Raw genomic sequence first — 24,597 nt, forward strand, 5'->3', positions numbered from 1 at the left:
TCCCCCACAACGCCTTGCCCCATGTCAGTTCAGGGAGGCATCCACAATCTGTTTCAATCTATGTCTGAACTGCCCCAGATCGGTATCCCGTTTCACAGCCTCCAGGGCAGACTGGCGGATACGCTGCCAGAGTGTTTCATCACCATACAGCTGCTCCACCGCTGCGGCAAAACCTGCCGGGTCCGTTCCCGGTGCGCTCAACAGGCTTTCCCCAGCCTGCCAGCCCACCTCCTCCCGAAGCAGATCCGTCACGACCATGGGCAGACCCCGGGCAGCAGCTTCATGCACCTTGAAGGGCAGACCACCGGCAAAGCGTGTCGGCGCCACAAACACCCGGTACCTGTCAAACAGTGCACCAAGATCATCCACCGCTCCCAGAATCTCGACGCGGTCATGCTGTCCCAGCGGGGTCATGTCCACGGCAGGATGAACATACCCGGCAATGTGCAGGCATACATCTTCCGGCAGCGCCTCCAGCAGAGGCAGGACCTCTTCGACAAACCACGTCATGCTGTCGTAATTGGGCGAGGCCTCGCTATGGAAGGCCCCAAGGAAGAGGATGTCCCGCCGCTCCCCATAAGGCCGGGATGTCGGCTCGACTGCCATGCCATGCCCCAGAACCATCACATTGGGATAGCCCGCCCGGCGGATCAGCCCGGCATCATGCTCTGTCACAGCCACGATCTGCTGGCAGTAATGGGCACAGCGCAGCTCCTCCGCCAGCAGCCGGTCCTGCTCTTCCTCCCAGGCTTCCGGCGCAAGCTCCGGAGCCGGGCTGCCATCAGCCATCAGGCCCGTCACCTGCTGCTGAAGGAGAGTTCTCGGGGCCGCCACCACTTCCGTATCCAGGACGGAGCCACAATGCGGCAGGAAGCGGCTTGCCTCATTCAGCAGAGGCAGAAGGCGGGCCATGTTGTGGGTCCGCCCGACCCAGAGCAGGTCATAATACCCGGCCCGTTCTTCCAGAAACTCCAGCAGAGTGGACATGTCCTGATTGAAGACCAGCTCCACCTCTTCCGGGAAGTCCCGGTAAAGCAGGAAGGGCGGTATCTGCTCCCTCATGACGGGAAAGACCGTCACATGATAATCCAGCGCCACAAGCGCACGGACAATATCATTGGAACGCACATAGCCTGAACCCAGACCCCGCAAGGGGATCCGATCCTCGATCAGCAGGACACGCTGCCGCTCCGGCCTGCGCCGCTCGCGCCCCAGCAAGGCATTGCGGATATGCTGGGGCTGCTGCTGACGCAGGAACTCCTGATGCTGCTGGGCAAAAACCTTCCAGTGCCGCTGGATGAGCTGATGGGAGCCACTCTGCCCGGAACTGCCGAACTCCAGATGCTCGACCATCGCCAGCGGTTCATAGACAATCCGGGCCCCGATCTTCTGGAGCCGGACACACAGATCCGTATCCTCGAAATAGGCAGGCCAGTACCGGGTATCGTACCCACCAAGACGCCGGAGCAGCCCTGTCCTGACCAGCAGAAAAGCTGCCGAGCCATAATCGACCTCCCGGCTGAAGCTGGCCTCGGGAATGTTGGGGTCATCCTGCCGCCGGTATCCATAGGTCGCTCCGTCCCTCCAGATGATGGACCCGGCTTCCTGAAGGAAGAGATTGGTCCGCACCAGACGGGCTGCCACGGCCCCGGTTGTTTCCTGACGATACAGGCGCTTCAGCGCATGGTGCAGCGCATCGGGATAAAGCCGTATGTCATTGTTGAGATACAGCACAGCCGGTGCCGTGACATGCTCCAGCGCCTCATTGCAGCCCAGCAGATAGCCGATATTGGTCCTGTGCCGAAGGATGATCGCCCCCTCGACAAGCTGTTCCAGACCGGATGTCTCATCACAGGAGCCGGAATCCACGATGATGAGCTCGATGGCTCCATCATATCCAGCCCGCAGGGACGCCAGAGCCTGAAGGGTGAGGTCGATCTGGTCATGCACGACCATGATGACACTGACTTCCGCCATGCCCCGCACCCGGAAATCCAGCTTCTGACGGGCGAGGGCAGGCAGATGCAGGGCCGCATCATCCCGGAACAGCTGGCGGGTCTGGTCCTCATCAGGAAGAGGGTCCTCACATCCCACTGGTACGGCATGGCCAGCCTTTTCCGCTACCAGACGGGCAAAGGGACTGTCATAGACACCGCCCTCACAATCCGACCAGACGAGAGGATGGCGTTTATAAAGCGCCAGATCAATTCCCTCTGCTGGTGAACGTCCCTCATGCGCCCCGAACAGAACGAAATGTTCATACCCATTCCGCAATCCCCCGGCACCGACGGAAGGAAGAATATCCGGCGATGTCCTGCGGTAATAGGCCTCATCGAACCAGGGCGACGGATTGAAGGCCTCCGGCGTTGGATTTGTCAGATAATGATGCAGCGCATTACCATAATCCCCGGCCTCGATGGCTTCACGCACCTGCGGGTAGGTTTCCAGATACCAGGGGGCATCAAAATACCAGGAAAGTGACGCAGCATCTGCGATATAGGCCGGCAGAACCAGCCATGAGGCCAGCAGCCCCTCCGGGCCGAACCACTCCTCATGACGGCCTGCCATTTCCTGAAGCAGCGTCACATCCACAAAGGGCCCCGCCCTGAACCCATGCGCCTCACCATGGGAGAGGTAATGGTCATACCCGTTGCAGAAACCACGCTCCGCCAGATGACGGTCTGTCAGCTCCAGATATCGACGGCGATAGGCCACCTCATCAAACAGCCAGTGTGGCGAGAAGCGATGATACCCCTCTGACCGGTAATGCTCGAAGCCGGACTTCCAGCGTTTTTCCAACAGGCCACGTCGCACTTCAGGATAGGCCTGCCGATACCATATCTCATCAAAATACCGGTTGGGCGAATGCCCCCTGTGGCAGCCAATCTCCTCGTAGAAACGCTGCGCATCTTCATAGCCATGCTGGAGCATCAGCTCCTGCGCATCAGGGTACCGCAGCAGATACCACTGCGGCTGGAACTCAAGCCACTGGGGTGACAGTCCCCCCAATGGCCCACCGGCCCTGTCCGCCACGCCAGAACTCATTGCCGGGACTGTCGGTCAGAAAGGTCCAGCACCAGCTGCCGGATACGCTCCTGCTGCTCGTCGGTCGGCATTTCACGGTAAAGCACCTGGCAACGGCCCCCTTCCATCTGCATGCAGATATCCGTCACGACCGTCCCGAAAATCTCTCCGATGATATTCACCAGAGCCAGATGCCAGACGCCGCCCATTGGGCTGACACGTCCCTTCCATGGTCTCAGGAGCCCTTCAAAGCCAGAGCAGAGTGGCGCATCGTGATGGGCTGTCCGGACATCATCCCGGGCAAAACGGGACATGGCGAAAAGGACGATCTCATCCGTCTCCTCACTGACCATGGCAGCGTACACCGTACCAGACCGGCCCTGCCCCGCCATGAAGCTCCAGCCCCGCAGGACGACCCCCCCCCACTCCTCAGGCGGCACGACCAGCGTCGTATCCTCATTGGCTGCCAGAAGCTCCAGACGGTCCATGAAATAGAACTGCGTCCCCTGCTCCTGCGCAAAGAGGCGCCCTCGCGGGAAACGGGTCAGCGGAACACCCCGCAGGACATTGTCATCATTCACGACCCTGTAAAAATCGTTCAGAATCACATCATTGTCCGGACGGAAGGCCCTGATGCTCTTGACCTTGCTGCCCTCGACCTCCAGGCCATAGGCCAGCAGCTGGAACGCCCCACGGCCATTGATGGAGTTGACAAGGCCGATCCTGTACCAGCCCTCGCACCATTTGCCCCGGAGCGCCGCCTTGACGGAAAAACCGGACCGGCGCGGCACATCGGCACCGAACAGTTCCGAAATGTCCCCCCGGCTTTCCCGCTCGCTCTTCAGGAAGATCAGCGGGCTCCGCTCATCTTCACTGATCAGCACGACATGCAGCTGTCCCGCCGTCGTGACACCAGGAATGAACAGCCAGCCACGGAGATGGAATTCATCAGCCGATTTGAAGGTCTTCTCTGCCCCTTCAACAAGCACATGGTGGCAGATGTCATCCAGATAACAGTTGGCCCCCTGGATGGCGAACCAGTCATTGATGTGCGATGGCAGATTGATGGCCAGATCCCGCACCAGCGGGGGATCAAAAATATGACGGGGCGGCGCCTGGTTCTTCCAGGAAGAGATGGGCAGAAGGCCAAGCTGCCCGGCATCCAGCATCAGGTCTGACACACCGAGAAGACGCTTTGGTGCAAGCTCCCTGTAAAGGCTGAGCAACCCGGCCGTATAATCTCCTTCATGCGTCCAGAGATCAGGCGTGATGGCCTCCATCATCTTCCGGCGGATATCCTCCGAAGACCGCAGAAGCTCCAGACGTTCCAGCACAACGTCTGCCCGGCTGACCGGTACCTTGAAGCCATTGACACCATCCGTCACACGGTCATCCAGCGCCCCGATTTCCGTCACGATAGGCACCAGCCCGTACTGCCATGCCTCGGAGAGGGAGATGCAGTAGGTCTCGGGCCATATGGAGAGAAACAGCGCCACATCGGCCTGTTTCATGACATCCGTATTGCCGACCTCGTACCGCCCATGCACCGTTACGTTCGGGCGTTTCATCCCCTCCAGCACCGGCTGATAATCCGGATGGACATAGCCCAGAATGTGGAAATGGAAATGATCAGGATGGGCCGCCTCTATCAGGGAAAGGATGGTATCCGCTCCCTTGGTCCGGGCGAAATTGCCAACAACAGCCACGCCCAGCGGGCGTTCTTCCAGCGGCCTGTAAGCGTTGGGCACAACCGGCACCGTCACGTCGGGGCTCGGGATCCCGTTGACCAGACTGATCTTCCTGTCCAGCACAGGGTAGATCCTGTGCATGAAGTCCCGAGAATGGGCCGTACCGAACATGATGGCATCAACGTGGTGCAGCATCCGGTCGATGAAGGCACGGCGGGTCTGTTCCCCGCCATACTCGATCCCTTCCGCCTGCTTCAGCATGATATCCATGGCCAGAACGGAACCAAACTGGTCCTCCACATGCCGCATCTCCTGATTCAGCAGGTTGTAGCGGGATGACACCAGCCAGAAATCATGCGCCGAGAACAGGACGCCTGCCCCGCTTGCCTTGGCAATGAGCGGCAGGGAAAGAGCGTGATGCCCCAGATGCTGGAAGTGAACCACATCGATATTGTACTGGCTCAGCACACTGGAGAAGAGCATCTCTTCCTGCGCATCGCAGACGACATCATCCCAGCTGCATTCCGCAATATCGAAACGCTCCAGCTCATGCCCATTGGCAGACAGGAGGCGGCAGTTCGTCCCCCGCCGCAGCCAGAAGAAAAACTCCACATCCCGGCCCAGAAAGGAGCAAAGCTCCCGCTGGTAAACCTCAACCCCACCCCAGACCTGCTCATGAATGGTGGAGTGGGTGCACATCAGCACCCGCAGGCGGTTGCGGCGTGGTGTCGGCACCACACTGGCCGGAGCATGGCATGTGAACTCCGCCTGCGTGACTTCACGGATGAACTGGAGACGATGCGCATAGAGATGCTGCCCGATGACCGACTTCTGCGCCGCCAGGGCGGAGTCCTGCCGCAGCTCATGATCCCGCAGCAGTCGGGCGATGCTCTCCACCACCTCATCATCATCATGGGCCAGATGAACGCCATCCACACTCCTGAAGTGCTCGACATCCATGCCACGGGCCACTTCAACCACCTGCGCTGTCCCTGCGAGGCCAAGCTCAAAATAGCGTGGACCAGGCGCCGTCGCCTGGCTGACATCACCATGGCTGGCATAGTCCCGGAACATGGTCAGCGTCACAGCACTGGCATTGGCGAAATCAATAAAGGCCTCATGGCTGACAGGCCGCTGGAGGGCCAGTGCAGCAATATCGTCCGGCAGCGGGGGAAGATATTCATTGCCCGGGCAGACAAGCTTCAGCCTTACATCAGGAAAGCTGGCCAGAACACGCCGGAGAGTCCGCACCCGGTTGGGCCACATCGTCCCGGCAAAAAACAGATCATACTCACAATCAGCCGCAGCCCGCACGGGCCGCTCATGTAGGCTGGGACTCGCAGCCAGCGGCAGATAATGCCCCTTGCCCTGATAGACTGACACGGAGGCCGGATCATTGGTGAAAACATGGTCAAACAGCGGAGCCAGCTGACCGTTTATCTCCTGCATGAAGGGGTCTTCAAATGTCCAGAGAATCACGGTCTTGAAGGCGGGGCGCACACGGCGGATCAGGGCCTGATTGATGCGCTGGCCATCAATACAGAGCAGGGTGTCATGCTGGCCGGAGGCCGCCGCACTGGCCAGACTCATATTGTCGGCAACGACAATGTTTTCTTTCCCGAACAGCTCTTCTGCCGCACGCTGTATTGCCAGTGTCAGATAGGCATTCGGGTTATGGGTATGATTCGTGTTGTAGATAATCGCCATTGCCAACCCTGAGTTCCAAGAAAAACCTATCTTCAAGTCTGGCCGCACCAGACAGACCGTAAGAACGGCTTAATTACAGAGGACGAGCCAGTCTGAAGCGCAGCTCCAGTAAAGATTTACCACCAACATAATTACAAAACAATAAAAGGGCGGCCAAATGGCCGCCCTTTTACCGCTTTGAATCCATGAAGAAATGTTACCATTCCGCCATGGTCCGAAAATGAGCTTCTCAGTCCTCGGAGCTACGACGACGGATGGCCGCACCAAGGATATCACCGAGAGATGCACCGGAGTCAGAAGAGCCATACTCACTGATGGCCTGCTTGTCTTCCTCAACCTCACGACCACGGATGGTCAGAGACAGCTTGCGGGAAGAACGGTCCAGACCGACCACCTTGGCATCGACCTTCTCGCCAACAGCGAAGCGTTCCGGACGCTGCTCGCTCTTGTCACGGGCCAGCTCGCCACGACGGATGAAGCCTGTCAGGACATCATCGACCTTGACCTCGATCCCGTTGCTCTGAACAGCCGTCACAACGCAGGTGACAACATCACCCTTGTTGATGCGGTCCAGCACATCGGCAGCCGGGTCCTCCTGAAGCTGCTTGATACCCAGGGAGATACGCTCCTTCTCGGCATCCACGTCGAGAACCTTGGCCTGAACGACCTGGCCCTTCTCGTAGCGCTTCATGACCTCTTCGCCGGACTCGTCCCAAGACAGGTCGGACATGTGGACCATGCCGTCGATGTCGGCGGACAGGCCGATGAACAGACCGAACTCGGTGATGTTGCGGATCTCGCCTTCGATGACAGAGCCAACCTTGTGCTCTTCAGCGAACTGCTCCCACGGATTCCGCTGAACCTGCTTCAGGCCCAGGGAGATGCGGCGCTTGGCGCTGTCCACATCCAGAACCATGACCTCGACCTCCTGGGAGGTGGCCACGATCTTGCCCGGATGGACGTTCTTCTTCGTCCAGGACATTTCGGAGACGTGCACCAGACCTTCAACACCCGGCTCCAGCTCAACGAAGGCACCGTAGTCCGTGATGTTGGTCACGCGGCCCGTGAAGCGGGCATTGACCGGATACTTGACGGCCACATTCTCCCACGGATCAGCCTCAAGCTGCTTCATGCCCAGGGAGATGCGCTGCGTGTCGGAGTTGAAGCGGATCACCTGCACGCGGACAGGCTGGCCGATCTGAAGAGCTTCAGACGGATGGTTGATGCGCTTCCAGGCGATGTCGGTGACATGCAGCAGGCCATCAACGCCGCCGAGGTCAACGAACGCACCGTAATCGGTGATGTTCTTGACGACGCCATCGAGAATCATGCCTTCCTTCAGGCCCTGGATCAGCTCGGAACGCTGCTCGGCACGGGTCTCTTCCAGAACGGCGCGACGTGACACGACGATGTTGCCACGGGCCCGGTCCATCTTGAGTATCTGGAACGGCTGCGGCTGGCCCATGAGCGGCCCGACGTCACGCACGGGGCGGATGTCCACCTGGCTGCCCGGCAGGAAGGCCATGGCGCCGCCCAGATCAACCGTGAAACCACCCTTCACGCGACCATAGATCGTGCCGTTGACACGCTGGTTGTGGGCAAAAGCGCTCTCCAGAGCGGTCCATGCCTCTTCGCGGCGGGCTTTCTCACGGGACAGAACGATGGAACCGTCACGGTCCTCGTAGCGCTCGATGAACAGCTCGAACACATCACCCGGCTTCACATCCGGGGTTGTGCCAACAGGGCCGAACTCGCGCAGGGCAACACGCCCCTCGCTCTTCAGGCCGACATCGACGATGGCGTGATCGTCTGTCAGACGGATGACACGGCCGCGGACAACGGTCCCGTCAAACGCACTGTCACTGCCCAGTGTTTCATCCAGCAGGGCAGCAAAATCTTCTTTACCGTGTTCCGGTGTATTCTGAGTGGCAGAAGCCATGTATTTCCAGCATTCCAGAGTGCCGCAGCCAGTGCCCGGCACCCAGCCATGCGCCGTCTCCCTCTGCCCAAAAACACAGTGATGGGCCCAAAAAACGACGTCTCCCCCCGACCCCACAGCCCGGAGCGGAAGTCATCACAAATCGCAGATCCCCCACCCCGCGGCAGGGGATTCATGACACCACGGGCTGTGCGGCGTCATACCCCCTCACCAACACGCATAAGGGGGGGACTGTCAACAGCGAAGATATGAATCAGCGCCGGATGATGCCCTTTTCCTGCAGAATCTGGCAGACACGGTCCAGCACGTCGGCTGCATCCAGATCATCCGTTACAATCTGCACGGCATCCTCGGCCGGGCGCAACGGTGCCGTCTCGCGGGAGGCGTCCTGCTGATCCCGTGCATTGATGGCCGCCACTTCCTCAGCCAGCTGGGCCGGAGACGTGCATGGCTGACCATGCCGCTGCACATAACGCCGCTGGGCCCGGACCTCTGCCGAGGCCGTAATGAAGAATTTGGCGGTGGCATCAGGAAACACGACCGTCCCGATATCACGACCATCCACCACGGCACCCCGGGCCCGCCCGAAATGACGCTGCCGCTCCAGCAGAGCTTCCCGGACCTCCGGGTGCCGGGCCACGGCGGAGGCCGCCCGGTCCACCTCCGGCTCCCGCAGGTCGGTCCGGCGCATGTCCTCCGGCACGAGCTGACGGGCCTGCTCCGGCCCGTCATGAGCCGGATCGCCCCCCTGGTCCAGCACCCGGCGGGCCACGGCCCGATACAGCAGCCCCGTATCCAGATAAGGCAGCTCCAGCGTGTCCGCCAGCTGGCGGGCGAGCGTGCCCTTGCCTGCGGCGGCAGGGCCATCAATGGCGATGACCGGATATTTCATGCCCCGCCGGCTCATGCCTCCAGCCCCGCACCAAGACCATTCATCAGGGATACGAAACCGGGGAAGCTGGTCTCGATGAAGGCCGTATCATCAATATGGACCGGCTTCTCAGCCGCCAGCCCCAGCACGGTGGCGCTCATGGCCAGACGGTGATCCATGTGGGTCTGGACCTTCCCACCACCAGGCAGGGTTTTCTGCCCCTCGATGATCAGATCATCTCCTTCGACATGCACCTTCGCCCCATTGGCCTCCAGCAGCGCCACGGTGGCGGCTAGGCGGTCACTCTCCTTCACCCGCAGCTCGGCAAGGCCCCGCAGGCGGGATGTACCCTCCGCAAACGCACAGGCCACGGCCAGAACCGGATATTCATCAATCATGGAGGGTACCCGCACAGCTGGAACATCCACCGCCTTCAGCCGCCCCGCACGAACATGCAGGTCTCCGATGACCTCCCCTCCTTCAATCCGCTCATCACGGACCTCCAGGGACGCCCCCATTTCCTTCAGGGTTTTGAACAGGCCGGTCCGCAGTGGATTCTGGCCCACCGCCTCCACGACAATCTCCGAACCCGGCACCAGCAGGGCCGCCACGACGGGGAAAGCCGCTGATGACGGGTCCCCCGGCACCAGCACGTCCTGCGCCACGAGGCGGGCCGGGCCTTTCAGCGTGATGCGCCGTCCGGCTCCGGGCAGCTCCTCGACCTTCACCTCCGTGCCGAAATGACGCAGCATGTTCTCGGTATGATCCCGGGTCGGGGCCGGCTCTTCCACCACCGTTTCCCCCTCGCAGTTCAGCCCTGCCAGAAGGATGGCGGATTTCACCTGTGCCGAGGCCACCGGCAGGCGGTAATGCAGCGGTTTCCCCTTGCCCGTTCCTTCCACGGCCATGGGCAGCTTCTGGCCCGCACGGGTCACGAATCGTGCCCCCATCTCACCCAGCGGAACGCTGACACGCCCCATCGGGCGGCTGCGGAGGGAGGCATCACCCGTCATGATGCTCATGAAGGGATGCGTCGCCAGAACACCACTGAGCAACCGGGCTGCCGTACCGGAATTGCCCATGTCCAGCACATCGGCAGGCTCTTTCAGCCCATCCACACCACAGCCATCGACAATCCAGCGGCCCTCTTCCCGGACGACCTTTGCCCCGAGGGCACGCATGGCCTCTGCCGTACGCAGCACGTCCTCACCTTCCAGCAGGCCGGAAATATGGGTCCGCCCTTCGGCAAGGGCGGCGAACATGAGCGCACGATGGCTGATGGACTTGTCTCCGGGAACACGGACCCGCCCGGCCAGCCCAGCCGGGGCAGAGGAGACTTTCAAGGGACGCTGTGCTGTCATAATCCTGCTTCACATCATCAAGGGTGGGATCATCCAATAGGACCAGACTACTCCATCCATCTGGAAAAGTCTGTCCCCCCATGCGGCAATTCTGCCAGCAGGAACGGACCCCAAGGCAGAGCTCCGCCTCTTCTGCCACCACATGGAGAAATATTTGACAGCGGGACATTTCGGTGGCATGGCCCAGTCACTTCTCTTTTGTGGCAACATGGGCTCCAGCATTATGGCAAAACCAGAACTCGGTCTGAAACGGACATGCGTTGACTGCAATGCACGCTTCTATGATCTCAACCGCGTACCGGCTGTCTGCCCGAAATGTGGGACAACCCAGCCCGGAAACCTCTCCCGCCTGAAGAAAGAGGACGAGCTGGCCGACGAGAAGGACAAGAATCTCGCCCAGGAAGAGCACGAGGATGATATGGACATCGACACTGGCGATGATGACGATGTCATCTCCGGTGATGATGATCTGGATGACGATGATGACATCAGCCAGGATATCGAGGTCTCGACCGACAAGGATGACCGGGACGATTCATAAAGGGCTCTCCCTGTTCTTCCCATGCAGGAGCCGCACCCCCACCCGGGTGCGGCTTTTCTGTCTCGGGGTTGGCACCTGCATGGCCGGCATCGTGCAGGCCCATGCCGCAGCTCCCCGCCCAGCGACAGCAGAGGCCCTCGCACACGAGCTGGGCCAACGGGCCAGTGCCACAGCCACCCTGCAACAGCACTGCCCCCGCCCCATTACAGCCCATCTTCTGGACAGAGCGGCGCCCCCTGCCCTCCAGCGGGACGCCAGACAGGCCCTGCAGGCCTCCCCAACAACACGACTGGTCATCCGGCACGTCCAGCTTCTCTGCGGACAGGCAGTATGGTCAGAGGCATGGAATCTATACCTGCCCGACCGTCTGACGCCAGACGCCCGCCGGAAACTAGCCGGAAGCCATGTGCCTTTCGGCCAGGCCGTTGGTGAGACCACCTTTTCCCGGCAGCGTCTTGGAAGCCGCTTCACAGGGCTGCCCGCAGGCGTCGTGCTGGAAAACCGGGCCATCCTCCACCGCAGGGTGGATCAGCATGGTTTTTCCTATCTTGTTGAACGCTACAAAAAGGCGGCCCTTGAGATCAGGACGCCGCAGGCGACCAGTTCAGATGTTGCCCGCCATCAGGTGCCAGCATCTGTCCCGTGACAGATGGCAGCATCAGGAACATGCGGGCAATGGCAGCAATTTCATCCGGACCCGCACCCCGCTGAAGGGGTGTGCTGCGGCACATGCTCTCGAAATGGTCCAGAGACTGGCCTGCGGCAGGCAGGACAGGCCCCGGCCCGATGGCATTCACCCGAATGCGGGGTGCCAGCCCCAGAGCCATGCTGCGGGTCAGGCTCCATAAGGCAGAGCGGGATACGGTATAGCTGACAAAATGAGGCGTCAGATTCCAGACACGCTGGTCCAGCATGTTGAGGATCAGCCCCTCCGCTCCGTCCGGCAAGGAATCGGCCATAGCCTGGGACAGAACAAACGGAGCACGCAGGTTCGGCTCCATATGTGCATCCCAGCTTGCACGGGTCACGCCGCCCAGTTCATCCCGTTCAAAAACGGACGCATTGTTGATGAGAACGCCAACCGGCCCCAGCCTGGCCTCAACCTCCGCCAACAGGGGCAGCAGAGTAGCCTCCTCCGCCAGATCAGCCTGCACGACACAGCCACGACCATCAATCTGCCGCAGCAGGGCCTCGGCCTCATCACGGCTGTGGCGGCAATGGATGGCCACGGCAAAGCCTTCCCGGGCCAGCATCTCCACCATCGCCCGGCCGAGGCGACGGGCTCCCCCCGTTACAAGCGCAACACGGGGCATATGGGGCGACAGACCAAACATGCTCACAGAACCTTCCGGGATGACATGGCGGCCGCCAACGTGCCTTCATCCAGCACATCCAGCGCCCCGCCCATCGGCATGCCGTGACCCAGACGGCTCACCGCCACCTTGTGAGGGGCCAGTTTTTCCTGCAACCAATGGGCCGTGGTCGCACCATCCACCGTGGCCCCAAGGGCAAGAATGACCTCTTCCACCTCGCCTGACTGCACACGCTCCATGAGGCCCGTCAGATTGAGGTCTTCCGGCCCACAGCCTGAAAGGGCCGACAGCACACCACCCAGTACCTGATACCGCCCCCGATGCATTCCGGACCGCTCCAGCGCCCAGAGGTCACCAACACTCTCCACCACACAGATGACTGATGGATCACGCTGGGGGTCTGCACAGAGCGAACAGGGTGTACAGCTGTCCAGGTTGCCGCATTGCGGGCAGGTATGGATCGACTGTGCCGCCGCCTGCATGGCAGCAATCAGGGGCTGGAGACGTACCTCTGGTGCCTGGAGAAGCGCCAGAGCCGCCCGACGGGCCGAACGGGGGCCAAGGCCGGGCAGACGGGCCAGACGGGACATCAGGGTTTCGATTTCGGGGCTTATGCGCACGTCAGACCCTCATCCTCGCTCCGGCTTTCAGAAAGGCAGGTCCATGCCCGGCGGCAGCTGGAGACCACCGGTGACCTTCTTCATCTCCTCCCGGCTCATGGCTTCCGTTTTGCTGCGGGCATCGGCAAAGGCAGCGACGATCAGGTCCTGCATGGTCTCCATGTCTTCCGGATCAGCCAGTTTGGGGTCGATCGTGATGGACTTGAGCGCCCCCTTGCCCGTCAGGGTCAGCCGTACCAGCCCGTTGCCGGCCTCACCGTCAACCTCCGCACTCTCCAGCCTGGCCTGAACCTCTTTCATGCGGGCCTGCATCTGTGTGGCCTGCTTCATCATGCCAGCAAGATTTTTCATCACGTCACTCCTTGGTTACAGAACTGGGCCGGGGCCATGGTGACCTCTGACGGCTCAGTAAAACTCATCCTCATCAGGGTAATCGGCATCCGGCGGGGCAAATTCAAAATCAGGCGGCACGTCTTCCCCCAAAGGCACCACCGTCTCCGGCGGCAGGCCGTAATCATCCAGAGTATGATCCCGCACCTCACCAATCTGGGCATGCGGAAACCGCTGCATGATGGCCCGGACCAGCGGATGCTGCCTGGCCTTGTCCTGATGCAGGGCGATGATTTCTGCCCCCTGCTCGTCCAGCGTCGGCTCACCCTGTTCTTCGGAGGCAACCACCTGCCAGCGGCCGGGATAGAGCCTGTCCAGCAGGGCTGTCAGGGCACGGAAGGCCTGCCGCTTCTGATCCCGGTCATTTTCAGCCAGACGGAGCACGAGACGGGGCGGCTCGAACTCCACGACATGCCCCAGATGCCGCAGCGTTCCGTGGAGACGGGCTTCCTTCTGCTGCCCCACAAGCGCAACCAGCTCCCGCCAGCTTCGGGGCATGGGCGGAATGACCTCGCCCGCACCGCCATCATCCGGCCCCGGCCCTTCATCACGGGCCGACACGGCTGTGCCATTCTCCGTGGCCAGACGCAGAGGCTGCCTCGCAGGGACCGGTTCCGGAGCAGGCCCGTCCAGCTGCGGCTTCAGGACGGTACTGCCCTGACGGACCACATCACTCCCCCCGGCCATCGTCCCAGCCCCCTGCACGAAAGCTGAAGGCCTACTTCCCTCCTGCCCCCGGGGAACGGAAGACCGGGACACGGATGAGGACACGCCCCCTGCTGGAGCCGTCCCCCCGCCATGAGCGGCAGATGAAGCGGCATTTCCCTGCGGACCGGACCGTCCCTCGGTCTGGATGGCACCGGAAGACGATGCCTCCTGCATCTGCCGGATCAGCCTGTCCGGCGTGGGCAGGAGACTGGCATGACAGAGACGGATCAGCACCATCTCGGCTGCCTGCTGCCGGTCCGGAGCGGCTTCCACCTCGGCCAGCCCCTTCAGGAGCAGCTGCCAGGCCCGCCCCAGAACCGTGACCCCCACATGATCCACGATCGCCCCGCCACGGACCTTCTCCATTTCCGGCAGTTCTGGGCCGTCACGCAGTTCCGGCAGGGCCTTGATGCGGGAGAGAAGGTGCAGCACGTCCATCAGGTCCGTCAGCAGGACGCCCAGATCAGCCCCACGGGCATAAGCCCGCCCGGCAATCTCCAGCACGGGCGCCACCTGCCCGTGCAGGGCAGCCTCCAGCAGGTCGAACACCATGCCACGGTCCGCCAGCCCCAGCATGTCCGCCACGCTGGCCGTATCGGACGCTCCCTGTGCGATGGCCTGATCCAGCAGGGACAGGCCGTCACGCACGGAACCGTCAGCGGCTCTGGCAATGAGGGCCAAAGCCCCCTCTTCCAGCTCCGCCCCCTCCTTGCGGGCGATGCGGGCAAAATGCTCGGCCAGCATGGCCTGCGGCACACGCTGGAGGTCGAAACGCTGGCAGCGGGACAGCACCGTGACAGGCACCTTCCGCAGTTCGGTCGTGGCAAAGATGAAGGTGACCTGTGCCGGAGGTTCCTCCAGCGTCTTCAGCAGCGCATTGAAGGCATTGCGGGACAGCATGTGCACTTCGTCAATCACGAAGACCTTCATGCGGGCCTGCATGGGGCGGAACCGGGCGGCCTCGATAATCTCCCGCACATCATCCACGCCCGTGCGGGAGGCAGCATCCATCTCCAGCACATCAGGATGACGGTCTGCCAGAATGGCCTTGCAGTTGGGGCAGACACCGCAGGGATCAGCCGTCGGGCCACCCCTGCCATCCACGCCGGTGCAGTTCAGGGCACGGGCGATGATCCGGGCCGTGGTGGTTTTGCCCACGCCCCGCACCCCTGTCAGCATGAAGGCATGGGCCACACGGCCCACGGCAAAGGCCCGGCGCAGGATGCGGACGAGGCTCTCCTGACCGATCAGGTCATCGAATGTCTGGGGACGATATTTGCGGGCCAGAACACGGTAGGGTGCCTTCTGTTCCGAAGGAACGGCATCCGCTGGGGCAGCATCGGAGAAAAAACCGGCTCCGCCTTCGGGTGGGAGGGGAATGTCTTCTTCGCTCACGGCTGCAACGTGCCTCCCACAGCTTTCATCGTCTGGAAAGGACGCCCCGGAGGCACACGGGCCTGCACGGCAATCGGAGGAGACCGGACACCCGACCCGACACGAGCCCACTACGGCTGCTCCCTTCCGGGCCTGACCGGGTTCGCAGGTCAGCCGCCCGGGGCCGATCTCCCAAGCGGGCTTCTAGCACAGGAACAGGGGGGGCAGGCAAGCCCTTACTTTCCACCACACCCCATGCCCTTTCAGGGGGCGACAGCCGCACCACCGGGATGCCGGGGGTCCGCCACGCCATAGAACGGGCCGATCCCCTTCCGGGCCGGGTCCTGACCATCCAGCCGGGGCCCCCCGACCAGAATCGCCTCCGTGATGCCCCACGGACGATGGGGGATGAAATGGTACCCTTCCTGTTCCAGCGTCTTCTGCACGTCCGGACTCAGGGCGCCCGTCTCCATCTCCACATCATCGGGCTTCCACTGCTCATGCAGGCGGGGCAGATCGACCGCCTGTGCCAGGTCCAGCCCATAATCCACCACGCCCAGCAGGCTGGACAGCACGATGGTAGGAATGCGGGAGCCACCGGGGCTGCCTGTGACCATCACGACATGCCCGTTCCGGCTCACGATCGTCGGGGACATGGATGACAGGGGCGTCTTGCCCGGCGCAATGGCATTGGCCACAGAACCGACAATGCCGAACATGTTCGGCTCTCCCGGCTTGATGGAGAAATCGTCCATCTCGTCATTCATCCAGATGCCGGTGCGCCCCCCCATGACGCCCGCTCCAAACCAGCCATTGAGCGTATAGGTGGTGGACACCGCCATGCCATGGGAATCGATCGTGGAAAAATGGGTCGTCTCGTGCTTCTCCACGGCCAGGCCGGAAGTCGGCACGCTCCTGCCGGGGGCCGGACGCCCGACCTGAAGCGTATCGGATGGCACGGCCCTGTCCCTGGGCAATGCGGCCCGTATCTGCCCGGCGTAAGTGGGGTTGAGGAAATAGGAAACCGGATTGACGACAAAGGCCGGATCACCAAGGTCCCGCCTGTCGGAATAGGCATGACGCATGGCCTCCAGCTCCAGCTGGACGGCAGGCGCACTGTGCAGGCCAAGGCGACCCATGTCATACCCGGACAGAATGTTCAGCACCTCGCACAGGGCCACACCACCACCGCTTGGCGGAGGTGCCGTCTCGATCTGATAGCCACGATACTGGCAGGTGACCGGCTCCATGAAGCGTGGCTTATAGGCACGAAAATCCGCTTCCGTCAGGAACCCGCCACCCAGACGGGAGGCCCGGAGGATTTCCGAGGCTATGGGGCCACGATAAAAGGCGTCCCTGCCATCCCTGGCGATCAGTTCCAGCGACCGGGCCAGACCGGGCTGGACCAGCCTGTCCCCCACGGCCAGCTCCGTCCCGTCAGGCCGCAGGAAAATGCTACGGGCATACTCATCCTGCCGGAAATAGTCGGTGGACGTGTGCAGAAGCTCCACGTCACCTTCTTCCAGAACGAAACCGTCCCGGGCCAGGGCGATGGCCGGGGCCATGTCCTTCGCCCGGCTCAGCCGTCCCCAGCGTTTCCGCACGGCCTCCAGCCCGGCGACCGTCCCCGGTACGGCCACGGCCTTCCAGCCCACCGTGGAAAGACCCGGTTTCACCCGGCCTTCTTCATCCAGATACATGGCAGGCTGGGAACGCAGGGGTGCATGTTCCCGGAAGTCGATGAATACCGCAGGACCATGCGGGGGGCGCAGGGTCATGAAGCCGCCACCGCCCAGATTGCCCGCCGCTGGATAGACCACGGCCAGCGCATAGCCGACGGCCACGGCAGCATCGGCGGCATTGCCGCCCTCACGCAGAATCCGTGCCCCTGCCTCGGAGGCCAGATGCTGGGCAGAGACGACCATGCCCGTCTCCCCCTTCACCAGCGTGCCGGGGCGGGTGGTGTCCGGCCCATAGGCCAGCGGGTCATGTGCTGCACTCAGCGTTTCGGCCTGGGACAGGGCCACGCTGCCCAGCACCATGCTCCCCAGAGCCAGCCGGGCAGCCAGTTTACGCAATGCCATCATGACGGGCTTCCTTGTCCACGAAACAGATTTCAGAGGGCGTAAGGCGGTTTCGTATAACCACGGGGCGACAGGGTGAAGATTTCATACCCGTCTTCCGTCACACCCAGCTGATGCTCGAACTGGGCGGACAGGGAGCGATCCCGTGTCACGGCCGTCCAGTCATCAGCCAGCACCTTCACGTCCGGGCGGCCAAGATTGAGCATCGGCTCGATGGTGAAGACCATGCCCGCTTTCAGTATCGTACCCTGGCCGGGCCTACCATAATGCAGGACGCTTGGCGCCTCATGGAAGTTGCGGCCAATGCCATGCCCGCAGAAATCCCGCACCACGCCAAGGCGGTGCTTCTCCGCAAAGCTCTGGATGGCATGACCGATATCGCCCAGCGTGGCCCCGGGCCGCACCTGCTCAATCCCCAGCATGAGCGCCTGATAGGTCAGGTCGATGAGCTTCTCGGCCTTGCGGGGCGGCTTGCCCACGACATACATGCGGGACGTGTCGCCATACCAGCCATTCAGGATGGAAGTGACGTCAATATTGAGGATGTCCCCCTCCTGAAGGCGTCTGTCACCGGGAATCCCGTGGCAGACAACATGATTGAGGGAAATGCAGCAGGATTTCGGAAAACCGTGATAGTTGAGCGGGGCTGGCGTTGCGCCATGCTCCAGCGTGTATTCATGTACAATCCTGTCCAGCTCACCTGTCGTGATGCCGGGACGTACATGCTCGGTGATCATGTCCAGCGTGGCGGCGGCCAGCTGCCCGGCTGCCTTGAGATGCCTGAAATCGTCCGTCGTGTAATGCTGGATGCTGCGCCCGTCCTGAGAAGACATGAAGTATCGTAATCCCTGTTCTTGTTCTGTGATGTGCTGTCGGCTCGACCATGATGTCGGAACTGCCCGCAGAATGCGCCCTGCCCTGCCCCAGTGCAAGACCCTCTCAGACACGGCCAAGTGACCGCCCCTCAGCTGCCGGAAGCGGAACAGCCTGCCAGCCAGAAAAAAGCCCCTCCGGCCATGGGGTCGGAGGGGCTTCCGGCTGTAGCCTCAGGAGCGATGATGCCCCCGGCGTGAGGCCCATGAATGATGCAGCCCCCGTGGAGCGCCGTGAGACCGGTAAGTGACCAGCACGACTCCCCGCCGCAGATGGGAACGGTGCGCCACCCGGCTGCCGCCATGCCGGGCCAGGGCGTAATAATGACCCGGCTGCTTGAGCAGCGGCAGCGGGGCCTGCCCGGAAGCGGAAAAACCATCATCCAGCAGGGAAATCATTGTCTGGTTCCGGCTTTCATTGCTGGAAGCCCCCAGCACGACGCCAATCAGCCGCACCTGCCCCTGCTGGGCAGAGCTGACAAGATTGTGCCCTGCCAGATCGGTATAACCGGTCTTGAAGCCATCTGCCCCCTGATACACCCCAAGGAGCGGGTCGTGGTTGGGGATCATGTGACGGCGGAACGGGAATTCACGCACGCCGAAATAATGGTAATACTGGGGGAAATCCCGCATCAGGGCCCGTGCCAGCACGGACAGGTCCCGGGCCGTGGTGACCTGATCCGGGTCGGGCAGGCCGGAGGCATTGCGAAATGTCGTATGGGCCATGCCGAGCCGCCGGGCCTGATAGGTCATCAGTGCGGCGAAGCGGGTCTCATCCCCACCCCCCAGATACTCGCCCAGCACGCAGGCCGCATCATTGGCAGACTTGGTGACAAGGGCCAGAATGGCCTGCTCCACCGCCAGATGCGTCCCCGGGCGCATACCCAGTTTCGATGGGGCCTGCATGGAGGCATGGATGGAAACCGGCATGCTGTCCTGAAGGGTGATGCTGCCCCGCTCCAGTGCCTGGAAGGTCATGTACAGCGTCATCATCTTTGTCAGGGAAGCGGGATAACGCTGGAGGTCGGCATCCGACTCGGACAGGACGGCTCCTGTCCGGGCATCAATGACCAGGGACGATACATGTCCGGCAAACTGCGCCCGTGCCGTACCGGAGAAAGCAGCCAGGGCGACCACACACGAAAACAGGGTACGACTGAAAAACGGGCGCATCAGAAGGAATCATCCCCAGTTTGTCTGGAATCCATAAAAACCGTGCAACTCTAGTCTTCAGTACCTGAGAATGTCCAGATTTTTCCACCAGACATGCCAGATATCCTCCCGGCCCATAAAGTTGAAAAAACGTTTTCACCACAACCCTGTTATGAACCAGAAAGGCAGCAGGCAGCATGACCGGCAGAAAAACGCCATATGCCTCTGTATCATGATGGGGCCAACGCCATCCCGTCAGAGCATCACACCATGCCCTTCGTGCATTTTCCTGATACAAGAAATAAGTCATATTTACCAACCAGTTCAGGAGCGTCCCCCATGCAGCACAGGCCACATGCCATGACATATGGGCTTCCCATGGCCTCTGCCATAGACGATACCGGCATGGCCCTGCCTGTCCACGCTGCCCGGGAAGACACACTGACATCCCGCAAGACGGATATCGCCTACCCCTCCATGTACAATGTCATCCTGCTGAATGATGACTACACCCCCATGGATTTCGTGGTGTTCGTGCTGGAACAGTTCTTTGACAAATCCCCCGCAGAAGCACAGGCTATCATGCTGGAAGTCCACAACCGGGGCAGCGGAGTCTGCGGGATTTTCACCTATGAAATTGCAGAAACGAAGGTCGGACAGGTCATGGACCTTGCCCAGAAGAACCAGCACCCTCTCCAGTGCACCCTTGAGAAAGCCTGAGGCCATCGCCACTTGGTATCCTGACAGATTTCTGTACCGCCGCTTCATCATTCTGACATTCCTTCATGGCACAAGGAGCGCCTATGTTGTCCTCCACACTTGAACAGACGCTTCAGCGTGCGCTCCTCCTTGCGGGTCAGAATCACCACGAATTCATCACACTGGAACATCTCCTCTTTGCTCTCTGTGATGACCGTGATGCCATGGCGATCTTTTCAGCATGCCGGATCGACCTTGAGCTGCTCCGGCAGGATGTCGACCATTTTCTCCTGCATGAGCAGCAGGCCATCATCCGCCCCGAGCTGGACGATGCCCCCCAGCCGACAGCCGCCTTCCAGAGGGTGATCCAGCGGGCGGCAGTCCATATCCAGAGTGCAGGCCAGGCCATCATGACAGGAGCCCATGTACTGGTCTCCATGTTCGCCGAGAAAGAAAGTCACGCCGTTTTCTTCCTCCAGCAGCGGGGCCTGACACGGCTGAATGCCATCCATGCCATGCGGCATGACGACGTGGCAGACATCCCGCCACAGACTGGCCAGACCGGCCGCAGGACCAGGGCCTCCCGCAAGGATGGTGGGGAAAACAGCGAACCTGCCGAGGCCGACCAGAAAGAGGCCCTCCAGACCTACTGCACGGACCTCAACGAGCGGGCCCGCCGTGATGGAATCGACCCGCTCATCGGTCGGGAAAAGGAAGTGGAGCGGGTTGTCCAGATCCTCTGCCGCCGGACAAAGAACAACCCCCTGCTGGTTGGTGATCCCGGTGTTGGCAAGACCGCCATTGCCGAAGGGCTGGCCCAGAGAATCGTGAAAGGCCAGGTGCCCGCCATCCTGGCTGATGCCCGCCTGTACAGCCTGGACCTCGGTGCCCTGCTGGCCGGTACACGCTACCGTGGCGATTTTGAAGAACGCCTGAAGACCATCATGAGCGAACTGGAGCAGAAGCCGGGCAGCCTGCTCTTCATTGATGAAATCCACATGCTCATCGGGGCGGGCGCCACGACCAATGGCTCCATGGATGCCTCCAACCTGCTAAAACCGGCTCTGGCAACCGGGAAGCTGCATTGCATCGGCTCCACCACCTATCAGGAATACCGGCAGCATTTCGAGAAGGACCACGCCCTGACACGGCGTTTCCAGAAGATTGATGTCACCGAACCCTCACAGACCGACACGATCCGCATCCTGCGGGGCCTGAAGGAACGGTATGAGGAGCATCACGACATCCGTTTCACAGACCCGGCCATCCGCAGTGCTGTGGAGCTGTCGGTCCGATACATCCATGACCGGAAACTGCCTGACAAAGCCATCGACATCATCGATGAGGCCGGCGCCGCCTGCCGCCTCCTGCCCAGCAGCCGCAGACGGCGCACGGTTGGTGTTCGAGACATCGAAGCAACTGTGGCACGCATCGCCCATATCCCGCCCCGTCATCTCTCCGCAGATGACAGGACTTCCATCCGCCATCTGCCCGCCGACCTCCGCAAGGCCGTCTTCGGCCAGGATGAAGCACTGGATGCCCTCTCCTCAGCCGTCATGCTCTCCCGGGCCGGGCTGCGGGATACGGAAAAAACCATTGGCAGCTATCTCTTCTCCGGTCCAACAGGTGTTGGCAAGACGGAGGCAGCACGGCAGCTCGCCCAATCCCTAGGGATCAGGCTGATCCGTTTCGACATGTCAGAATATATGGAGGCCCATTCCATCTCCCGGCTGATCGGTACGCCGCCCGGCTATGTAGGCTTTGAACAGGGAGGCCTCCTGACCAGCGCCATAGACCAGACACCCCATGCCGTCCTGCTTCTGGATGAAATTGAAAAAGCCCACCCAGACCTTTTCAACATCCTGCTTCAGGTCATGGATCATGGCAAGCTGACAGACAATACCGGCAAGACGGTGGATTTCCGCAATGTCATCCTCATCATGACCAGCAATGCCGGAGCCAGTGATCTTTCCAAAGAAGCCATCGGCTTTGCACGCACTGCCCGCTCCGGTGATGACGAGGAAGCCATCAAGCGGCTTTTCTCACCCGAATTCCGTAACCGGCTGGATGCCATCATCCCCTTCGCCCCGCTGACACCCGCTGTGGTGGCCCACGTCGTAGAGAAATTCCTTGCCCAGCTGACCACCATGCTGGCGGCCAAAAACGTCTCCCTGCACCTCACCGCCGGTGCCCGGGCATGGCTGGCTGAACGGGGTTACGACCGGACGAATGGAGCCCGCCCGCTGGGCCGCCTGATCCAGAACCACATCAAGAAACCATTGGCCGAGGAAATTCTCTTTGGCAGGCTGACAGATGGGGGAACCGTCAAAATCGGGGCACGTGATGGCCAGCTGACCTTCACCATCTCCGCTGCGCCTGCGGCACCATCAGACAGAAAGGGCCGCAAACGGGCAGGAACACTCACCCCGGCCTGACACCGGGGTGGGTCGGTCTTCAATCGTAACGCTGACCGTTCACGCTGACATAGCCCGGCCACGGCCAGTGACGGCCCGTGCCGTGATGGGTCCAATCTAGCCCCTGCCGACTGGGGCCATCATAATAATACCGCCCCTGTACTTCGACCTGATCCCCAACCTTCACCCATGGCCATGACGGGGCCTTCATCTCATCCAGATTGGACACCACACGGATGGGCTGGCCGCCCGCAACGGACATCAGAAAATAACCATGCATCCCGCTTCGGCTGCGACGGGCCCGGAAGACCTTCACAACGGTTCCGCAGACATGCTCTGGCAGGTCCAGATGCTGCCCATAGGGCACCTGCCGATGGGCAAACTGCTGGGCGTATCCTGCCTGATCCTTTACAAACCGGGCATTGTCACACTGTGCCGGCATGGTGGCTTCTGCCTTTGCCGGATGGCTCAGGGCCATCACACCAGCCAGAGCCGCAAGCATGCCTGCCCTCATCATGACGGGATGAAAAAACCGCATATCTTCTCCTTTTCCTCCCCCTTCCCCCACGGGCGAGGCAGGAGTATCCTTGGAATGTTTCATCATTACTGGAACAATTGCCAGACATGATGCCCATTCATTACCGGATGACCCCTTAACGGCTCAACCATATTCGTGGCCGGGCGTTCCACCACCACCTTACCGTCAGGGAGGGAAAAACCATGCCTCTACATCACCTGAAAACGCTCCGTGACCGACTGAAAACCAGCCGGGCTGGAGCTGGGGAAACGCCTGTCACCTTTGCTGACAGCAACCCGGTTTTCGAGATCGTGGCCCTCGGTGTGCGGAGTGGTGTTGCAGATGGCAATCTGTCCTCCTACCTGATCCGCCCTCTGGGCACGAATGAGGCCGTCATCTGCGATGCAGGCACTCTGGGGCACGGGCTGAAACGGGCCGAGGCCCGAGGTGTCCTGAATGACATTCCCATCATGCCCGATTCCGCCCTTGGCCGGGCCGGTCATGTGCTGAAACAGACGGTCCGGGCCTATCTCATCAGTCATACCCATCTGGACCATGTAGCCGGATTGGTCCTCTCCTCTCCCGAGGACACAGCAAAACCCATCTATGCTTTGCCAGAAACAAACGCCCTTCTAGCTGAACATCTTTTCAATGGCCGTATTTGGGGTGCCATGGGGGATAAAGGGCCAGAACCCCGCATCGGAAAATACAGCTATAAAGATATGGAAGCAGGGGAAAGCCAGAACATTGAAGGCAGCGGGCTGGAAATCACGGCTTGGCCTCTCAGCCATGCCAGCACGACTTCCACGGCCTTCCTCATTCAGCACCATGGACGGGCCATTCTCTATCTGGGTGATACGCAAGCAGATCAACCAGATGGCCCACAGAACCTCCAAAAACTTTGGAAGGCTATTGCGCCTCTGCTACGAGAGAAAAAGCTGCACACCATCATCATGGGCGTAACCTATCCGGATGCACAGCCAGAAAACGCCCTCTGTGGCCAGCTTCGCCCTAAAGACCTGCTACAAACTCTGCGGGACCTGGGACATATTTGCGGCGGGCGTCACCATATCCGGGGGCTGCGTGTTCTTGTTAGCCATGTAAAAGAAACATTCCATGAAGGCAGCAACCCAGTGCAGCATCTTTATCGGGAGCTGCAAGACGGCAATGATATTGGTATCCATTTCATGATGGCAGAGCAGAGCGCACGCTATCTTGTCTGACGGGTACAACGACAACAATATGATGAAACGGCGGACCTTCCTCACCGGCCTCGGTTTGGGAGGTCTCGCTTTTTCCGGTCCATCTCTCGCAAGAGGAGAT

Annotated in this window: 18 protein-coding genes and 1 other RNA gene; 5 read left to right on the forward strand and 14 right to left on the reverse strand. The window is 61.1% G+C overall.

All coding sequences use genetic code 11. From position 1 onward, the window contains the following. Nucleotides 1-24: 24 nt before the first annotated feature. The 5 genes from CO583_RS07405 to aroA all read right to left on the reverse strand — a co-directional run bounded on the left by CO583_RS07405 (nt 25) and on the right by aroA (nt 10,590). The gene (locus CO583_RS07405) at nt 25-3,033 is read right to left on the reverse strand and encodes a glycosyltransferase (protein WP_248630682.1); all 3,009 of its coding nucleotides are present in this window, start codon (nt 3,031-3,033) and stop codon (nt 25-27) included. Between the two features lie 8 nt (nt 3,034-3,041). Further along, nucleotides 3,042-6,419, reverse strand: coding sequence for a glycosyltransferase (locus CO583_RS07410; RefSeq protein WP_248630683.1), 3,378 nt, complete (start codon nt 6,417-6,419; stop codon nt 3,042-3,044). A 229-nt stretch (nt 6,420-6,648) separates the two neighbouring features. Continuing rightward, nucleotides 6,649-8,358 (reverse strand): 30S ribosomal protein S1, encoded by a 1,710-nt coding sequence (gene rpsA / locus CO583_RS07415; protein ID WP_043558429.1) that lies wholly within the window; start codon nt 8,356-8,358, stop codon nt 6,649-6,651. Between the two features lie 253 nt (nt 8,359-8,611). Next, nucleotides 8,612-9,265 (reverse strand): d(CMP) kinase, encoded by a 654-nt coding sequence (locus CO583_RS07420; RefSeq protein WP_181005183.1) that lies wholly within the window; start codon nt 9,263-9,265, stop codon nt 8,612-8,614. Continuing rightward, nucleotides 9,262-10,590 carry a 3-phosphoshikimate 1-carboxyvinyltransferase gene (gene aroA, locus CO583_RS07425; protein ID WP_043557972.1) on the reverse strand — a complete coding sequence of 443 codons (1,329 nt, stop codon included), beginning with the start codon at nt 10,588-10,590 and terminating at the stop codon, nt 9,262-9,264. Before aroA ends, CO583_RS07420 begins: the two co-directional genes overlap by 4 nt. A 223-nt stretch (nt 10,591-10,813) precedes the next feature. Between aroA and CO583_RS07430 the strand changes: the two genes are divergently transcribed. Both CO583_RS07430 and CO583_RS07435 read left to right on the forward strand, forming a co-directional pair. Continuing rightward, nucleotides 10,814-11,131 carry a TIGR02300 family protein gene (locus tag CO583_RS07430; protein ID WP_043558425.1) on the forward strand — a complete coding sequence of 106 codons (318 nt, stop codon included), beginning with the start codon at nt 10,814-10,816 and terminating at the stop codon, nt 11,129-11,131. A 79-nt stretch (nt 11,132-11,210) separates the two neighbouring features. Next, nucleotides 11,211-11,777, forward strand: a complete 567-nt coding sequence (locus CO583_RS07435; RefSeq protein ID WP_249103297.1) for a hypothetical protein — start codon at nt 11,211-11,213, stop codon at nt 11,775-11,777. On the opposite strand, the gene CO583_RS07440 is transcribed toward CO583_RS07435, so the two are convergent. The 8 genes from CO583_RS07440 to CO583_RS07475 all read right to left on the reverse strand — a co-directional run bounded on the left by CO583_RS07440 (nt 11,713) and on the right by CO583_RS07475 (nt 19,665). After that, nucleotides 11,713-12,465 carry an SDR family oxidoreductase gene (locus CO583_RS07440; protein ID WP_081562845.1) on the reverse strand — a complete coding sequence of 251 codons (753 nt, stop codon included), beginning with the start codon at nt 12,463-12,465 and terminating at the stop codon, nt 11,713-11,715. The two genes, CO583_RS07435 and CO583_RS07440, sit on opposite strands and share 65 nt — an antisense overlap. A 2-nt stretch (nt 12,466-12,467) precedes the next feature. Next, the gene (gene recR / locus CO583_RS07445) at nt 12,468-13,034 is read right to left on the reverse strand and encodes a recombination mediator RecR (RefSeq protein WP_249103302.1); all 567 of its coding nucleotides are present in this window, start codon (nt 13,032-13,034) and stop codon (nt 12,468-12,470) included. A gap of 57 nt (nt 13,035-13,091) precedes the next feature. Then, on the reverse strand, nt 13,092-13,415 hold the full coding sequence (locus CO583_RS07450; RefSeq protein WP_043557969.1) for a YbaB/EbfC family nucleoid-associated protein: 324 nt from the start codon (nt 13,413-13,415) through the stop codon (nt 13,092-13,094). A 54-nt stretch (nt 13,416-13,469) separates the two neighbouring features. Further along, nucleotides 13,470-15,557, reverse strand: coding sequence for a DNA polymerase III subunit gamma/tau (locus tag CO583_RS07455; RefSeq protein WP_249103299.1), 2,088 nt, complete (start codon nt 15,555-15,557; stop codon nt 13,470-13,472). 75 nt (nt 15,558-15,632) lie between these two features. Next, an RNA gene (gene ffs, locus CO583_RS07460) (signal recognition particle sRNA small type) lies at nt 15,633-15,729 on the reverse strand. 70 nt (nt 15,730-15,799) lie between these two features. Beyond that, a complete protein-coding gene (gene ggt / locus CO583_RS07465; protein WP_408902063.1) occupies nt 15,800-17,623 on the reverse strand; it encodes a gamma-glutamyltransferase in 1,824 nt (607 codons plus the stop codon). 29 nt (nt 17,624-17,652) lie between these two features. Next, entirely contained in the window at nt 17,653-18,453 is an 801-nt protein-coding gene (gene map, locus CO583_RS07470; protein WP_043557966.1) for a type I methionyl aminopeptidase, read from the reverse strand. 213 nt (nt 18,454-18,666) lie between these two features. Continuing rightward, nucleotides 18,667-19,665 carry a D-alanyl-D-alanine carboxypeptidase family protein gene (locus tag CO583_RS07475; RefSeq protein WP_052348884.1) on the reverse strand — a complete coding sequence of 333 codons (999 nt, stop codon included), beginning with the start codon at nt 19,663-19,665 and terminating at the stop codon, nt 18,667-18,669. 339 nt (nt 19,666-20,004) lie between these two features. On the opposite strand from CO583_RS07475, the gene clpS reads away from it, so the two are divergent. Both clpS and clpA read left to right on the forward strand, forming a co-directional pair. Beyond that, complete coding sequence (gene clpS, locus CO583_RS07480) at nt 20,005-20,364, forward strand: ATP-dependent Clp protease adapter ClpS (protein WP_181005185.1); 360 nt, start codon at nt 20,005-20,007, stop codon at nt 20,362-20,364. An 83-nt stretch (nt 20,365-20,447) separates the two neighbouring features. Next, nucleotides 20,448-22,778 carry an ATP-dependent Clp protease ATP-binding subunit ClpA gene (gene clpA, locus CO583_RS07485; RefSeq protein WP_043557965.1) on the forward strand — a complete coding sequence of 777 codons (2,331 nt, stop codon included), beginning with the start codon at nt 20,448-20,450 and terminating at the stop codon, nt 22,776-22,778. Nucleotides 22,779-22,797: 19 nt separating this feature from the next. Here the strand turns inward: clpA and CO583_RS07490 are convergent, their stop codons facing one another. After that, nucleotides 22,798-23,295 carry a DUF3465 domain-containing protein gene (locus CO583_RS07490; protein ID WP_086431342.1) on the reverse strand — a complete coding sequence of 166 codons (498 nt, stop codon included), beginning with the start codon at nt 23,293-23,295 and terminating at the stop codon, nt 22,798-22,800. Between the two features lie 182 nt (nt 23,296-23,477). On the opposite strand from CO583_RS07490, the gene CO583_RS07495 reads away from it, so the two are divergent. After that, complete coding sequence (locus tag CO583_RS07495) at nt 23,478-24,497, forward strand: MBL fold metallo-hydrolase (RefSeq protein WP_248630689.1); 1,020 nt, start codon at nt 23,478-23,480, stop codon at nt 24,495-24,497. The last annotated feature ends 100 nt before the right edge of the window (nt 24,498-24,597 follow it).

The organism is Parasaccharibacter sp. TMW2.1882, assembly GCF_023337635.1.
GTDB classification, from domain to species: Bacteria; Pseudomonadota; Alphaproteobacteria; order Acetobacterales; family Acetobacteraceae; genus Bombella; species Bombella apis.